At 75.2% G+C, this 14,152-nt stretch carries 15 protein-coding genes and 1 riboswitch; of the genes, 10 read left to right on the top strand and 5 right to left on the bottom strand.

Features of this window, described 5'->3' with window-relative positions:
- Window positions 1–50: 50 nt before the first annotated feature.
- Window positions 51–914: an NAD-dependent protein deacetylase gene (locus Q2K19_RS27680; protein ID WP_302765054.1), complete on the top strand. Its 864-nt coding sequence runs from the start codon at window positions 51–53 to the stop codon at window positions 912–914.
- Window positions 915–976: 62 nt separating this feature from the next.
- A riboswitch (glycine riboswitch) is annotated at window positions 977–1,076 on the top strand.
- 73 nt (window positions 1,077–1,149) lie between these two features.
- The gene (gene gcvP / locus Q2K19_RS27685) at window positions 1,150–3,972 is read left to right on the top strand and encodes an aminomethyl-transferring glycine dehydrogenase (protein ID WP_302765055.1); all 2,823 of its coding nucleotides are present in this window, start codon (window positions 1,150–1,152) and stop codon (window positions 3,970–3,972) included.
- Window positions 3,973–4,095: 123 nt separating this feature from the next.
- Here gcvP and Q2K19_RS27690 read toward each other — a convergent pair whose 3' ends face one another.
- The gene (locus Q2K19_RS27690) at window positions 4,096–4,296 is read right to left on the bottom strand and encodes a DUF5999 family protein (RefSeq protein ID WP_302765056.1); all 201 of its coding nucleotides are present in this window, start codon (window positions 4,294–4,296) and stop codon (window positions 4,096–4,098) included.
- A 123-nt stretch (window positions 4,297–4,419) separates the two neighbouring features.
- On the opposite strand from Q2K19_RS27690, the gene Q2K19_RS27695 reads away from it, so the two are divergent.
- A complete protein-coding gene (locus Q2K19_RS27695) occupies window positions 4,420–5,616 on the top strand; it encodes a chorismate-binding protein (RefSeq protein ID WP_302765057.1) in 1,197 nt (398 codons plus the stop codon).
- A 20-nt stretch (window positions 5,617–5,636) separates the two neighbouring features.
- Here the strand turns inward: Q2K19_RS27695 and pip are convergent, their stop codons facing one another.
- Window positions 5,637–6,584 carry a prolyl aminopeptidase gene (pip, locus tag Q2K19_RS27700; RefSeq protein WP_302765058.1) on the bottom strand — a complete coding sequence of 316 codons (948 nt, stop codon included), beginning with the start codon at window positions 6,582–6,584 and terminating at the stop codon, window positions 5,637–5,639.
- A gap of 50 nt (window positions 6,585–6,634) precedes the next feature.
- Between pip and Q2K19_RS27705 the strand changes: the two genes are divergently transcribed.
- Genes Q2K19_RS27705 through def form a run of 3 tightly spaced genes read left to right on the top strand, consistent with a single transcriptional unit; the run spans window position 6,635 to window position 8,477 of the window.
- Window positions 6,635–7,141: a MarR family winged helix-turn-helix transcriptional regulator gene (locus tag Q2K19_RS27705; RefSeq protein WP_302765059.1), complete on the top strand. Its 507-nt coding sequence runs from the start codon at window positions 6,635–6,637 to the stop codon at window positions 7,139–7,141.
- Window positions 7,142–7,152: 11 nt separating this feature from the next.
- A complete protein-coding gene (locus Q2K19_RS27710) occupies window positions 7,153–7,917 on the top strand; it encodes a TetR/AcrR family transcriptional regulator (protein ID WP_302765060.1) in 765 nt (254 codons plus the stop codon).
- A gap of 50 nt (window positions 7,918–7,967) precedes the next feature.
- Window positions 7,968–8,477, top strand: coding sequence for a peptide deformylase (def, locus tag Q2K19_RS27715; protein WP_302765061.1), 510 nt, complete (start codon window positions 7,968–7,970; stop codon window positions 8,475–8,477).
- A 12-nt stretch (window positions 8,478–8,489) separates the two neighbouring features.
- Here the strand turns inward: def and Q2K19_RS27720 are convergent, their stop codons facing one another.
- Together Q2K19_RS27720 and Q2K19_RS27725 are read right to left on the bottom strand one after the other, a co-directional pair.
- Complete coding sequence (locus Q2K19_RS27720) at window positions 8,490–9,269, bottom strand: GNAT family N-acetyltransferase (protein ID WP_302765062.1); 780 nt, start codon at window positions 9,267–9,269, stop codon at window positions 8,490–8,492.
- Window positions 9,270–9,293: 24 nt separating this feature from the next.
- Complete coding sequence (locus tag Q2K19_RS27725; protein ID WP_302765063.1) at window positions 9,294–9,656, bottom strand: winged helix-turn-helix transcriptional regulator; 363 nt, start codon at window positions 9,654–9,656, stop codon at window positions 9,294–9,296.
- Window positions 9,657–9,750: 94 nt separating this feature from the next.
- Here Q2K19_RS27725 and Q2K19_RS27730 point away from each other — a divergent pair, with 94 nt between their 5' ends.
- Window positions 9,751–10,350: a malonic semialdehyde reductase gene (locus Q2K19_RS27730; RefSeq protein WP_302765064.1), complete on the top strand. Its 600-nt coding sequence runs from the start codon at window positions 9,751–9,753 to the stop codon at window positions 10,348–10,350.
- Window positions 10,351–10,357: 7 nt separating this feature from the next.
- Here the strand turns inward: Q2K19_RS27730 and Q2K19_RS27735 are convergent, their stop codons facing one another.
- A complete protein-coding gene (locus Q2K19_RS27735; protein WP_302772773.1) occupies window positions 10,358–11,077 on the bottom strand; it encodes a sulfite exporter TauE/SafE family protein in 720 nt (239 codons plus the stop codon).
- 230 nt (window positions 11,078–11,307) lie between these two features.
- Here Q2K19_RS27735 and Q2K19_RS27740 point away from each other — a divergent pair, with 230 nt between their 5' ends.
- From Q2K19_RS27740 to Q2K19_RS27750, 3 genes are all read left to right on the top strand, one after another.
- Entirely contained in the window at window positions 11,308–12,096 is a 789-nt protein-coding gene (locus Q2K19_RS27740; protein WP_302765065.1) for an endonuclease/exonuclease/phosphatase family protein, read from the top strand.
- A 117-nt stretch (window positions 12,097–12,213) separates the two neighbouring features.
- Entirely contained in the window at window positions 12,214–13,131 is a 918-nt protein-coding gene (locus tag Q2K19_RS27745) for a hypothetical protein (RefSeq protein ID WP_302765066.1), read from the top strand.
- Between the two features lie 3 nt (window positions 13,132–13,134).
- Window positions 13,135–14,151 carry an alpha/beta hydrolase gene (locus tag Q2K19_RS27750; protein WP_302765067.1) on the top strand — a complete coding sequence of 339 codons (1,017 nt, stop codon included), beginning with the start codon at window positions 13,135–13,137 and terminating at the stop codon, window positions 14,149–14,151.
- Window position 14,152: the final 1 nt, after the last annotated feature.

Below are 14,152 nucleotides of genomic sequence, written 5' to 3' on the forward strand. Positions count from 1 at the left end.
GTCACCGGCGGCCGGTCGCCGCCGCCGCGGAGGTGAGGCAGCATGGACGGGTGACGGAGACGTTCGACGCGTTGACCCGGCTGGTGGCCGCCGGGGACGTCGTGGTGCTCAGCGGCGCCGGCCTGTCCACCGAGTCCGGCATCCCGGACTACCGGGGGCCCAGCGGCGCGGCCCGCCGGCACACCCCGATGACCTACCAGGCGTTCACCCGCGACCCGGACGCGCGGCGGCGCTACTGGGCGCGCAGCCACCTGGGCTGGCGACTGATCGGCCGGGCCGCACCGAACGACGGGCACCGGGCGGTGGCCCGGCTGCAGCACGCCGGCCTGGTCGCCGGGATCATCACCCAGAACGTCGACGGCCTGCACACCGCCGCCGGCGCCACCGGGGTGATCGAACTGCATGGCCGCCTCGACGAGGTGACCTGCCTGGACTGCGGCAACCTCACCTCGCGGGAGGAGCTGGACCGGCGGCTGCGGGAGGCCAACCCGGGCTTCGACGCGCACGTCGCGCACGTCAACCCCGACGGCGACGTCGACCTGCCCGACGAGGCGGTGGCCCGGTTCCGGACGGTCGACTGCGGCATCTGCGGCACCGGGATGCTCAAACCCGACGTGGTGTTCTTCGGCGAGACGGTGCCCGCGCCCCGGGTCGCGGACTGTTTCGCCCGGGTCGAGCGGGCCCGGGCGCTGCTGGTGCTCGGCTCGTCCCTGACCGTCATGTCGGGGCGCCGGTTCGTGATCCGCGCCGCGAAGCTCGGCATCCCGGTGGCCATCGTCAACCAGGGGCCGACCCGGGGGGACGGGCACGCCACCCTGACGCTGGACGCGCCGCTGGGGCAGGCGCTCACCGCCCTGGCCGACCGGACCGCCACCCCGGTCGCGCCGGTGGCGGTGCCGGCCGCCGCCGGGTAGCGGGGCGGCGGGGTACGACATGAGCCGGTGACCCGGTCGCTGGTAGCGTTGACCATGCCGGTACCACCCACGCGGGAGAGACCGCCCGGAAACACCCCGGACGGCGCCGAAGGGGCAGATTCCTCCCCGGAACCTCTCAGGCAAAAGGACCGCGTGGGCAGGCACTGTGGAGCGCGTCAGCGCGACTCAGGGGGAGGCCGACCCGTCGACCTCGCCCCCGCAAGGAGCGCAGCGCATGACCGCAGAGCAGTTCGCCGACCGGCACATCGGCCCCGACCCCGGCGACGAGCGCCGGATGCTGGAGGCCGTCGGCTACAGCTCCATCGACGAGCTGATGGACGCGGCGATCCCCGAGGTGATCCGCTGGCACGGCACCCTGGACCTGCCGGCGCCGGCGAGCGAGCGGGAGGCCATCGCTGAGCTGCGCGCCCTGGCCGCCCGCAACACCGTGGCCGTGTCGATGATCGGCCTGGGCTACCACGGCACCCACACCCCCGGTGTGATCCGCCGCAACGTCCTGGAGAACCCGGCCTGGTACACGGCGTACACGCCGTACCAGCCGGAGATCAGCCAGGGGCGGCTGGAGGCGCTGCTGAACTTCCAGACCATGGTCACCGACCTGACCGGGCTGGCCACCGCGAACGCGTCCATGCTCGACGAGGGGACCGCCGCGGCCGAGGCGATGACCCTCGCCCGCCGCGCGTCGCGGACCAAGAGCCCGGTGTACGTGGTCGACGCGGACACCCTGCCGCAGACCATCGCGGTGATCGCCGGGCGGGCCGAGCCGCTGGGCATCGAGGTGCGGGTGCTCGACGTCGACCGCGACGAGCTGCCGGCCGAGTTCTTCGGCCTGCACCTGCAGTACCCGGGGGCTTCCGGGGCGGTCCGGGACCACGCCGGGCTGGTCGGGGCCGCCCACGCCGCCGGGGCGCTGGTGACCGTCGCCGCGGATCTGCTGGCGTTGACGCTGCTGCGCCCGCCGGGCGAGGTCGGCGCCGACATCGCCGCCGGCACCACCCAGCGGTTCGGTGTGCCGATGGGCTTCGGCGGGCCGCACGCCGGCTACCTGGCGGTCCGGTCGGGGCTGGAGCGGATGCTGCCCGGCCGGCTGGTCGGGGTGTCCCGGGACGCCGACGGCAACCCGGCGTACCGGCTGGCGTTGCAGACCCGTGAGCAGCACATCCGGCGGGAGAAGGCGACCAGCAACATCTGCACCGCGCAGGTGCTGCTGGCGGTGATGGCCGGCATGTACGCCGTCTACCACGGCCCGGACGGGCTGCGGGAGATCGCCCGGCGTACCCATGACCGGGCGGCGCGGCTGGCGGCCGGCCTGCGCGCCGGCGGGGTCGAGGTGGCCGACGTCGCGTTCTTCGACACCGTGACGGCGACCGTGCCGGGGCGGGCGGCGCAGGTGGTGGCGGCCGCCGCCGAGCGGAACGTCAACCTGCGGCTGGTCGACGCCGACCGGGTGGGCGTCTCCTGCGACGAGACCACCACCGTGGCGCACCTGGAGGCGGTGTGGGCGGCGTTCGGGGTTGCCCCGGCCACCGGTGAGGTGGCCGCCGCGCTGCCGGACGGGCTTTGTCGCACGTCGGACTTCCTCACCCACCCGGTGTTCCGCACCCACCACTCGGAGACGGCGATGCTGCGCTACCTGCGCCGGCTGGCCGACTTCGACTACGCCCTGGACCGGGGCATGATCCCGCTGGGGTCGTGCACGATGAAGCTGAACGCCACCACCGAGATGGAGGCGATCACCTGGCCGGAGTTCGCCCACCTGCACCCGTTCGCCCCCGACTCGCAGACCGCCGGGTACCGGGAGCTGATCGGGCAGCTGGAGGACTGGCTGGCGGAGGTGACCGGCTACGACGCGGTCAGCGTGCAGCCCAACGCCGGGTCGCAGGGGGAGCTGGCCGGGCTGCTGGCGATCCGGGCGTACCACCGGTCCCGGGGTGAGGGGCACCGGGACGTGTGCCTGATCCCGTCGTCGGCGCACGGCACCAACGCGGCGTCGGCGGTGATGGCCGGCATGCGGGTGGTCGTGGTGGCCTGCGACGCGGACGGCAACGTCGACCTGGTCGACCTGGACGCGAAGATCGACAAGCACCGGGACGCCCTCGCCGCGATCATGGTGACGTACCCGTCGACGCACGGCGTGTACGAGACCGGCATCGCGCAGCTGTGCGCGAAGGTGCACGACGCCGGCGGCCAGGTGTACGTCGACGGGGCGAACCTCAACGCGCTGGTCGGGTTCGCCAAGCCGGGCCGGTTCGGGGCGGACGTGTCGCACCTGAACCTGCACAAGACGTTCTGTATCCCGCACGGCGGCGGCGGCCCGGGCGTGGGCCCGGTGGCGGTGCGCGCGCACCTGGCGCCGTTCCTGCCGGGCGACCCGGCCGGGGCGCACGAGGACGGCCGGCCGGCGATCGCGGCCGCCCGGTACGGGTCGGCGGGGATCCTGCCGATCCCGTGGGCGTACCTGCGGATGATGGGCGCGCCGGGGCTGACCCGGGCCACCGGGGTGGCGGTGCTCGCGGCGAACTACGTGGCGGCGCGGCTGCGGCAGCACTTCCCGGTGCTGTACGCGGGCAACAAGGGCCTGGTGGCCCACGAGTGCATCCTGGACCTGCGGCCGCTGAGCAAGGCGACCGGGGTGAGCGTCGACGACGTGGCGAAGCGGCTGATCGACTACGGCTTCCACGCGCCGACGATGTCGTTCCCGGTGGCCGGGACGCTGATGGTGGAGCCGACCGAGAGCGAGGACCTGGCCGAGCTGGACCGGTTCTGCGACGCGATGATCGCGATCCGGGCGGAGATCGACAAGGTGGGGTCGGGGGAGTGGCCGGCGGGGGACAATCCGCTGTCCAACGCCCCGCACACCGCGGCGATGGTCTCGGGCGACGAGTGGCCGCACCCGTATCCGCGGTCGGTGGGGGCGTACCCGGCCGGGGTGGACCGGGCGGGGAAGTACTGGCCGCCGGTGCGGCGGATCGACGGGGCGTACGGCGACCGGAACCTGGTCTGCTCGTGCCCGGCGCCGGAGGCGTTCGAGAGCTGATCGGCGTCAGCCGGGGCGGTCGTGGGGCCGCCCCGGCGGGGCGTCGACCTGGGGAGGGTGGCCCGGCGGCGGCGGGCTAGCCTGGGTCGACGGCGCACGCTGCGGTCACGCAGCGTGGTGAGATCAGGCGACGAGGGCGTGTCGGGCGGGGCCGCGGTGCGGGGCGATGCTGCTGCCGTCGGGAAGCAGTTCGCCGGTGTCCTCGAAGATGATCACTCCGTTGCAGAGCAGGCTCCAGCCCTGCTCAGGGAAGCAGGCGAGGACTCGGGCGGCTTCTCGGTCGGTCGCGTCAGCAGAGGGGCAGGTGGGTTGGTGCTGGCACATCGGGTTCTCCGGACTGTGGGGGCACTGTGTCATGGTTCACATGACCAGTGACGCACAGTACCAAGTCGAAGTGCGCGCTATCGAGCAAGGATCCGGCTTGTTCCCCCAGAATCGGCTGAACGGATGAGTGGAAACGGACCGGACGGTGTGGAAGCGCTTTCACGCGGGATGACGGTCGTCCCCGGCGCCCCGCCCGGCTGCCGGGGACGACTCGTCGAACGGGCCCGGCTGGAGTGGCGGCTCGCCGACGGCGGCGACCCGGCCGACCTCGCGCAGGAGTTCCTCGCCGCCCACGGCATCGCCCTGCACGACCTGGCCCGACCGGCCGCCCACCAGTCGGAGGGCGTCTGCGGCGCCGCGCTCTACCTGTCCGCCGCCGCCGGGGCGCACACCGCCGGCGGCCCGACCGGCGCGTCCACTCCCGTGCCGGCGCTGCCGGACCTGGTGGTGGTCGTGCACCAGCACGCCCGCGGGCCGGTCGTCCCACCCGCCGCCCGACCGGCCGCCGGCTGGTGGCTGGGGGACTGGCGGGACAGCTGGACCCCTCGGCAGCACGCCGACGCGGTCGCGGCGGTCCGCGCCGCGATCGGCCGTGGCGACGTCTACCAGGTCAACCTCGTCGGCCACGCCGCCGCCCCGTATGCCGGGGACCCGCTGCCCGCCCTCGCCCGGCTGGCCGCCCTGCCCGGCGCCCGCTACGGCGGCACCCTCGCCGGCCTCGGCTGGGCCGTCGGCTGCGCCTCCCCGGAGACGCTGATCGCCCTCGAGGGCGGGCGCCTGGTCACCCGCCCGATCAAGGGCACCCGGCCGGCCACCGCCGCCGGTCGGCGCGAGCTGCTCGCCTCCGCCAAGGAACGCGCCGAGCACGTGATGATCGTCGACCTGGAACGCAACGACCTGGCCCGGGTGGCCCGCACCGGCTCGGTTCGCGTCGACGACCTGTTCGCCGTACGCCGCTGGTGCGACCTGTGGCAGGCCGAGTCGACGGTGTCCGCGGCGCCCGCCGACGGGTTGGGCCTGGCGGCGCTGCTGCGCGCGGTCTGCCCCGGCGGGTCGGTGACCGGCGCGCCGAAACTCGCCGCGCTGGCGCAGATCGCGGCCCTGGAGCCGGTGGGCCGGGGCGCCGGCATGGGCGCCCTGGGCTGGGTCGGGCCCGGCCGGATCGACCTGGGGCTGACCATCCGCACCGCGGCGGCCGACGCCGAGCGGCTGCACCTGTGGGCCGGCGGCGGCATCACCTGGGGCAGCGACCCGGCCGCCGAGGTGGCCGAGGCGGCGGCGAAGGCCGCCCCGGTGCGCGCCCTGCTCGCCGCCGGCTGACCGGCCCGCCCGTGCCGGGCTCAGGCGCGGGCGAAGGCGTCCAGCGCCGCGACCACCCGCTCGCCCACCCCGTGGCCGCTGCCGTGACCGCCGGACTCGACGATCTCCAGCCGGGCGTCGGGCCAGTCCCGGGTGAGCTGCCAGGCGATGTCCGGCGGCCCGCTGACGTCCAGGCGGCCCTGCACCAGCACGCCGGGGATGCCGGCGAGCTTGCCGGCGTCGCGCAGCAACTGCCGGTCGGGCAGGAACGCCAGGTTGCTGAAGTAGTGGGTGACGATCCGGACGAAGGCCGCCCGGAACACCGGGTCGGCGTAGCGGGGGCTGGGCTTGAATCCGCCGGCGAGGGAGACGTGCACGTCCTCCCAGTCGCACCAGTCCCGCTCGGCCCGCTCGCGGACCCGCGGGTCGGGGTCGTTGACCAGCCGGGCGTACGCGGCGGACAGGTCGCCGTCCCGGTCGGCCTCGGGCACGCCGGCGCGGAACCGGGCCCACTCCTGCGGGAAGACCCGCCCCATGTCCCGGGTCACCCAGTCGATCTCCCGGCGGGTGTTGGCGACCACGCTGAACAGCACCAGCGCGGCGACGCGCTGCGGGTGCCGCTGGGCGTACGCCAGGGACAGCGACGACCCCCAGGAGGCGCCGCAGAGCAGCCACCGGTCGATGCCCAGGTGCTCGCGCAGCCGCTCCATGTCGGCGAGCAGGTGGGCGGTGGTGTTGACCGACAGGTCCACGGCCGGGTCGCTGGCGTGCGGGGTGCTGCGGCCGCAGCCGCGCTGGTCGAACAGGACGATCCGGTAGGCGGCCGGGTCGAACAGCCGCCGCCAGGACGGGGTGGCGCCGGAGCCGGGGCCGCCGTGCACCACCAGGGCCGGGCGCCCGTCGGGGTTGCCGCAGGTCTCCCAGTGGATCCGCTGGCCGTCGCCGACGTCGAGGCGGCCCTGCGCGTACGGCTCGATCGGTGGATGCATCGGGTTCCCTCCCACACGCCAGATACGACAGCGCTGTTACATTAGCGGACGTGACCGCCACCCCCGACCGCGAGGCGCTGGGCACCCTGCTGCGCCACGTCCTGGAACTCCTCGACGGCGATGTCGCCACCGTCTACGCCGACCTGGACCTGGCCGACTACCGGCCGCGCTTCTCGCCAATGGTGCGGGTGCTGCTCGCCGACGGTCCGCTGCCCATCCGCGACCTCGCCGCCCGGGTCGGCGTCACCCACTCGGGGGCCAGCCAGACCGTCGCCCAGATGAGCCGCGCCGGCCTGGTCACCCTCGCCCCCGGCACCGACGCCCGGCAGCGCATCGTCACCCTCACCGATCGCGCGCACGCGCTGCGGCCCGTCATCGAGGCCGAATGGTCGGCCACCACCACCGCCATGCGGCAGCTCGACGCCGAACTGCCCGTACCCCTGGCCGACGAGCTGTACGCGGTCCTCGCCGCGCTGCGCCGCCGCCCGCTGCGCGAGCGGATCGCCGACACCGGCCTGGCGCCCGGGCCCCGTGGCGGGGACCGGGACCGGCGGTAGGGTCCCGGGATGTGACCACGGAGTACAGCGGCACCGGCGACCCCGCCCGCAGCCTCGCGCTGCTCTGGCGTACCCGGGACAAGCCCAGCCGCAAGGGCGGCGACCTCACCGTGGACCGGATAGTGCGGGCGGCCATCGAGGTCGCCGACGCCGAGGGCCTGGCCGCGCTGTCCATGCGCCGCGTCGCCGAGCGGCTCGGGGTGGGCACCATGAGCCTCTACACGCACGTGCCCGGCAAGGGCGAACTGCTCGACGTCATGCTCGACACCGTCTACGGCGAGACCGCCCGCCCCGACGACGTGCCCGGTGGCTGGCGGGGCCGCCTCGAGCTGGTCGCCCGGGAGAACCGGGCGCTCTACCTGCGCCACCCGTGGCTGCTCCAGGTGGCCACCACCCGCCCGCCGCTGGGCCCCAACGTGATCGCCAGGTACGAGTACGAGCTGCGCGCCGTCGACGGCATCGGCCTGACCGACCTGGAGATGGACGCGGTGGTCACCCTCGTCGACAACTACGTGCACGGCGCGGTACGCGGGGCCGTGGAGGTCGCCCAGGCCGCCCAGCGCACCGGCATGACCGAGCAGCAGTGGTGGCACGCGCACGCCCCGTACCTGGAGCGGGTGCTGGACCCGCGCCGGTTCCCGCTGGCCGCGCGGGTGGGCACCGCGGCGGGCGAGGAGTACCAGGCCGCCGCCGACCCGGCCCGCGCCTTCGAGTTCGGTCTGGCCCGCCTCCTCGACGGCGTCGAGGCTCTCGTCCGGACGCGTTCCGGCGGCTGACCGGCGGGTGGGCACCCCAACCCGGGTAACGGCCGGATAGCCTTCCGGGCATGACTATGCGCCCGATCCGGATCATCGGCGACCCTGTGCTGCGTACCCCTTGCGAGCCGGTGACCAGCTTCGACGCCGAACTGCGCGCGCTGGTGCAGGACCTGATGGACACCCTGCTCGGCGCGCCGGGCCGGGCCGGGGTGGCCGCCCCGCAGATCGGGGTGAACGCGCAGGTGTTCGTCTACGACGCCGACGGCCACCGCGGCCACCTGGTCAACCCGACGCTGGAGCTGTCCGAGGAGCTCCAGGACGACGACGAGGGCTGCCTGTCCATTCCCGGGCTCTACTTCCCGACCCGGCGGGCGATGCAGGCCACCGCGCACGGCTTCGACCAGCACGGCGAGCCGCTGACCATCTCCGGCCGGGGTTTCCTGGCCCGGGCACTGCAGCACGAGACCGACCACCTGCACGGCCGGCTGTACGTGGACACGCTGCACGGCGAGGGCCGCCGCCGGGCGCTGCGGGAGATCCGCGCCGGCCGGTTCCACTCGCCCAGCCGCGGCCTCTAGCCGCGGCCGGCGTCACACCGACGGGCGGCGGCGCAGCCCGCACTCGGTGAACCCGGCGACGCGGGTGAAGCCCAGCCGCTCGTAGAGGCGTACGGCGGCGGTGTTGTCGGCGCGGACGTTGAGGGTGACGTGGTCGACGGTGTCGCGCAGCCGGGCGCAGAGCGCGGCCACGGCGGCGCCGGCCAGGCCCCGGCCGCGGGCCCGGGGATGGGTGGTGACGTTGCCCAGGGCGGCCACCCGCCAGGTGGGTGACCAGACGTGCACCCCGGCGACCGCCAGGAGCTCGCCGTCCTCGCGGATCCCCACGTACTGGCCGGTGTCGAGCATCCGCGGGTCGAACCAGTTGCCCGGGTAGGCGACCGCGTACAGGTCGAGCAGCGCCGGCAGGTCTCCCCGGTCCAGCAGCTCCCCGGCGGGGGCGGCCTCGGCCAGCCGGGCCGGGTCGGTCAACGCCATCCGGTGGTGCGGGGCCGGGTCGGACAGCTCGTACCAGCGGGCCACGGTGGCGTCCAGGCCGGGGGAGAGGTGCGCCCAGAGCCGGGCCGGCAGCACCGGAGCGAGCTCGCCCAGCAGCGTCGCCAGCTCCCCGGTGCGCTCGGGGGTGGTGAACGCCAGCAGCGTCGGCAGGTCGACGCCGTGGTAGAGCAGCGCCACCTGGTCGCCGCGGCGGTACCACGAGGTGTACGGCCAGAAGAAGTCGTCCAGGTCGCCGAGCTGGTAGGCGTGCAGCACCGGGTCCCGGGCCAGCAGCTCGGCCAGGGCGGCGCGGTCGTGTTCGGCGCGTACGGGCACCCGGTGATGATCACACGGCGGCGGTCAGCAGCCGCCGCCGCGTCCCGGTGCGGCGGGCAGGTTCTCGTGCGCCCAGCGGGCCAGCGCCTCCAGCGCGGGCGCCAACGCGGCGCCGCGGTCGGTGAGCTGGTAGCTGACCCCGACCGGCGGGCCCTCCCGGACCGTGCGGGAGACCAGGCCGACCCGGCACAGCTCGCCGAGCCGGTCGGACAGCACGGACTCGCTGATCCCGGGCAGCGCGCGGGCCAGCTCGGCGAAGCCGGCCGGGCCGTCGGCGAGGGTGCCCAGCAGCACCCCGTTCCACCGCTTGCCGAGGAACGCGAAGGCCTGGGCCAGCCCCTGATCACACGTGCGGGGCGTGTCGCCCACCCCAGGCCTGGCTGTCACCACTCCAGGATACGGGTTACCCTCGACCCGAAAGGCACTACTAAAAAGCTAGTCGCTCCTGGCTGAGGAGCGGCAAGCGAAGAGCGAGGAACCCATGAGCGACCTGATCACCCTGCACCCCGAGGCGCAGGCCCAGCTGTTCACCGACGCCCGCACCGCCAACACCTTCACCGACGAGCCGGTCAGCGACGAGCAGCTGCGCGCCATCTTCGAACTCGCCAAGTACCCGCCCACCGCCGCCAACACCCAGCCACTGCGGGTGCTGTTCATCCGCGACGGGCAGCCCCGCGAGCGACTGCTCACCCACATGAGCGAGGGCAACCGCGCCAAGACCGCCGCCGCGCCGGTCGTCGCCGTCCTCGCCGCCGACACCGACTTCCACGAGTTCGTCCCGCGGGTCTTCCCGATCCGCCCGCAGATGCGCGACGGCCTCGCCGCCGACGCGGTGGCCCGCGAGCGGATGGCCCGCTTCAACGCCACCCTGCAGATCGGCTACTGGCTGCTCGCCGTGCGCGCCGCCGGCCTCGCCGCCGGCCCGATGGCCGGCTTCGACGCCGACGGCCTGGACAAGGAATTCTTCGCTGACAGCAGCTGGCGGTCCCTGCTCGTGGTCAACATCGGCAAGCCCGGCCCGGACGCCTGGTTCCCCCGGCTGCCCCGCCTCGACTACGACGAGGTGGTCCGGCACGCCTGAGCCGGCGTCAGCCCGCCACCCACTGGTCGTAGCCGAGCTTGCCCACCAGGGCCGCCACCACGACCAGCAGCACCACCCGCACGAAGCCGGAGCCGCGCCGCAACGCCATCCGCGCGCCCAGCGCGGCTCCGGCGACGTTGCACACCGCCATCGCCGCGCCCAGCAGCCACCACACGTGCCCGGTCGCCGCGAACACCACCAGCGCGCCCAGGTTCGTGCCGGCGTTGACCACCTTCGCCATCGCCGAGGCGTGCACGAAGTCCGCCCCGATCAGCGCGGTGAACGCCAACACCAGGAACGTGCCGGTGCCCGGGCCGATCAACCCGTCGTACAGGGCGATGCCCAACCCGGCCGCCGCCACCGCCGCGGCCACCCGCGCCCGGGTGCGCCGCTCCGGCCGCGACAGCACCCCCAGCCGCGGCCGGGTCAACACGAACACCGCCACCGACAGCAGCACCACCAGCACCACCGGCCGGTACGCCCCCGCCGGCACCGACCCGGCCAGCACCGCGCCCAGCCCGGCGGTCAGCACCGCCAACCCCGCCGCCGGCCCGGCCACCGCCCAGTCCAGCTTCGTCCGCCGGCCGTACGTCACCGCGGCGGTCGACGTGCCGAAGATCGCGGCCAGCTTGTTCGTGCCCAACGCCGTCGCCACCGGCACCCCCGGCGCGGCCACCAGCAACGCCGGCAACAGCAACAGGCCACCCCCGCCGACCACGGCATCCACCCAGCCCGCCATGGCGGCCGCGGTCAACAAGGTGGTCAGCGACAGAGGATCCACGGGCGGCCATTCTGCCGAGCACCACCGGCCCGACGAGACCTCCTGTGGCCAGGCTCACCGCCCCCGCCGGCGCCGCAACCACACGCCCACCGACGCCACCGCCACGAACACCAGCACCGAACAGACCAACGCCTTCAGCACCCGGCCAGCCTGCCACGCGGACGTAGGGTGTGCTGGTGCGCCTGGCCACCTTCAACCTGCTGCACGGCCGGTCCCTCACCGACGGCCTCGTCGACCCCGACCGGCTCGCTGTCGCCGTCGCCGCCCTCGACGCCGACGTCCTCGCCCTGCAGGAAGTCGACCGGGACCAGAGCCGCAGCGGCAACCTCGACCTCACCGCCATCGCCGCGCGCGCCCTCGACGCCCCCGAACACCACTTCGCCGCCGCCGTCGTCGGCACCCCCGGCGAACAGTTCCGCCCCCTCACCCACGACGACGACGGACACGGCGAACCCCGCTACGGCGTCGGCCTGGTCAGCCGACACCCGGTCCGCTCCTGGCAGGTCACCCGCCTGCGCCCCGCCCCGGTCCGCTCCCCGGTCTACGTGCCCGGCCCCGGCGGAGGACTGGTCCTGCTGCGCGACGAACCCCGGGTCGTCCTCGCCGCCGTACTGGACACCCCGCACGGGCCGATGACCGTCGCCGCCACCCACCTGTCCTTCGTCCCCGGCTGGAACGTCCTGCAACTACGCCGCGTCGTGCGGGCCCTGCGCACCCTGCCCGCCCCGCGCATCCTCCTCGGCGACCTCAACCTGCCCGCCGGTCCGGTCCGCCTGCTCTCCGGCTGGCGACCCCTGGGCCGGCGCCCCACCTACCCGGCCGGGCAACCCCGCGTCCAGCTCGACCACATCCTCGCCGACCGGCGCGGCCTCGACCGGCTGCCACCGGTCACCGCCGTCGACACCCCGCTGTCCACCATCTCCGACCACCGGCCCCTCGTGGTCGACCTCGGCGCTCGCAGCTGACCCCCAGCCGCACCACCTACCGTCGGCGGCGACCACCACGGCGGGGACCGGCCGCGAAACACCACCGGCCGGGCCGCACCGCGTGGTAGCGATGGTGAGACGAGGGGAGGGCAGCCGATGTCGCTGACCGGCCTACCGCTGCTGGCCCTGATCGGCGCCGCCGCCGCCGGCGCCGCCGCCGTCACCGCCCGCACCTGGCGTCGGCCCGGCCGCCGGCGAGCCCTCACCCGGGCCGCCGCCCTCCTGCTCACCGAGGCCCTCGCCCTGCTCACCGTCGGCGTAGCGGCCAACCGGGCCGAGCAGTTCTATCCCACCTGGTCCGACCTGCTGCCCGCCGACGCCACCCGGCAGCACACCGCCGCCACCCGGCCCGGGCGCCTCGACCGCTGGCTCACCGCCCGCGCCGCCCTCACCCGCGCCGACCCGGTCAGCTTCGCCTGGCACCCGCCCCGCTGGACCAGCTGGCCGCTCACCGCCGCGCCCACCGTCGTCGTCCCCGCCGACTACCCGCGGCACCCCACCTGGCGGTACCCGGTGGTCGTCCTCACCGACCAGGCCGACCCCGCCCGGGAAACCGCCGCCGCCCACGCCGCCGAGGACCACGCCGGGCCGACCGTCCTCGTCTTCACCCACCTACGGGCCACCGCGACCCCGGACATCCTCACCGACGGCCTGCCCACGAGCCTCGCCCGTGACCTGCGGGTCACCACCCACAGCTGGGCTCTGGTCGCCCCCACCGGCCTCGCCCCGCTCGCCCGGGCCGTCGTCCGGGCCGCACCGACCCGCTATCCCACCCTCGTCCTGCTCGACGACGCACCCGTCCCCGACCGGCAACCAGCCCCCACCGACCTGCCCAGCACCGAAACCCTCGCCGTCCTCGGCCCGCCCACCCGCCCCGGCGACCGGCTCGCCGCCGCCCTGGCCTGGGCCTGCCGACAGACCCCCGCGCCGCTGGGCGCACCCCCCGCGCTCATCCCGCCGCCCCCGCCACCCCGCGACCACCCGCCCCGCGCGCCACACCATCGGCGAGGCTGAACGATGGCCCCCGACAGCCTCGCCGCCGCCCTCACCGCCACCGCCGCCGCCGTGCTGACCGCCCTGCTGCTCGCCACCACCTGGGACCACGGCACCGGCGTGCGCCGGGCCGCCCGGCGCACCGCCACCGGCGTCCTCTGCCTCACCACCGCCCTCGCCGCCACCGGCATCTGGATCAACCGGCAGGTCGACACCTTCACCACCTGGACCGCCGGCGCCGGCCACGACGCCACCGCCACCGTGACCGCACCCACCGGCCCCGGCGGGCGGCTGTTCACCTTCACCGTCACCGGCACCGCCAGCGGCCTCACCCTCCCGGTCCGCGCCTACCTGCCCGCCGCCTACCACCAGCAGCCCACCGCACGCTTCCCGGTCATCGAGGCGCTGCACGGCTTCCCCGGCTCACCCGCCTCCTGGACCAACCGGCTCGCCGCCGCCCACCACCTCGACCAGGAGATCGCCGCCGGCCGCATGGCCCCCACCGTCGTGCTGTTCCCCCCGCAGACCCCCGACGCCCTGCTCGACACCGAATGCACCGACCTCACCCACGGACCCAAGGCCGAAACGTTCCTCACCGTCGACGTGCCCGCCGCCGCCGAGGCCCGCCTGCGGGTACGCACCGACCGCGCCGGATGGGGCCTCATCGGCTACTCCGCCGGCGGCTACTGCGCCACCAACCTCGCCCTGCGCCACCCCGACCGCTACGCCACCGCCGCCAGCCTCTCCGGCTACGCCGAACCCGGCATCACCATCGGCGACGGCACCGAACACACCCTCAACGACGACGCCTGGCGGCTGCGCCACCTGCCCCAACCCGCCGTCGCCCTCTACCTGTCCAGCGGCTCCGCCGACCACAAGGCCCACCACGACGCGGACACCCTGCGCCGCCTCGCCCACCCCCCGCTCGACGTCACCACCGCGTACGTGGCCGGGGGCGGCCACAGCATGGCCGTCTGGGAAGCCGCCGAAGGCCCCGCCTTCGACTGGCTCTCCAGCTGGCTCGGCCGCCCCCTCACCTGAG

Origin of the sequence: Micromonospora sp. NBRC 110009, from assembly GCF_030518795.1 — a bacterium.
Classification (GTDB): Bacteria; Actinomycetota; Actinomycetes; order Mycobacteriales; family Micromonosporaceae; genus Micromonospora.

What these genes read in the sequence shown, in the direction of transcription:
- gcvP (WP_302765055.1), top strand. Translation starts at nt 1,150, where the DNA reads ATGACCGCAGAGCAGTTCGCCGACCGGCACATCGGCCCCGACCCCGGC.
- Q2K19_RS27690 (WP_302765056.1), bottom strand. Translation starts at nt 4,296, where the DNA reads ATGTGCCAGCACCAACCCACCTGCCCCTCTGCTGACGCGACCGACCGA.
- Q2K19_RS27695 (WP_302765057.1), top strand. Translation starts at nt 4,420, where the DNA reads ATGAGTGGAAACGGACCGGACGGTGTGGAAGCGCTTTCACGCGGGATG.
- pip (WP_302765058.1), bottom strand. Translation starts at nt 6,584, where the DNA reads ATGCATCCACCGATCGAGCCGTACGCGCAGGGCCGCCTCGACGTCGGC.
- def (WP_302765061.1), top strand. Translation starts at nt 7,968, where the DNA reads ATGACTATGCGCCCGATCCGGATCATCGGCGACCCTGTGCTGCGTACC.
- Q2K19_RS27730 (WP_302765064.1), top strand. Translation starts at nt 9,751, where the DNA reads ATGAGCGACCTGATCACCCTGCACCCCGAGGCGCAGGCCCAGCTGTTC.
- Q2K19_RS27745 (WP_302765066.1), top strand. Translation starts at nt 12,214, where the DNA reads ATGTCGCTGACCGGCCTACCGCTGCTGGCCCTGATCGGCGCCGCCGCC.
- Q2K19_RS27750 (WP_302765067.1), top strand. Translation starts at nt 13,135, where the DNA reads ATGGCCCCCGACAGCCTCGCCGCCGCCCTCACCGCCACCGCCGCCGCC.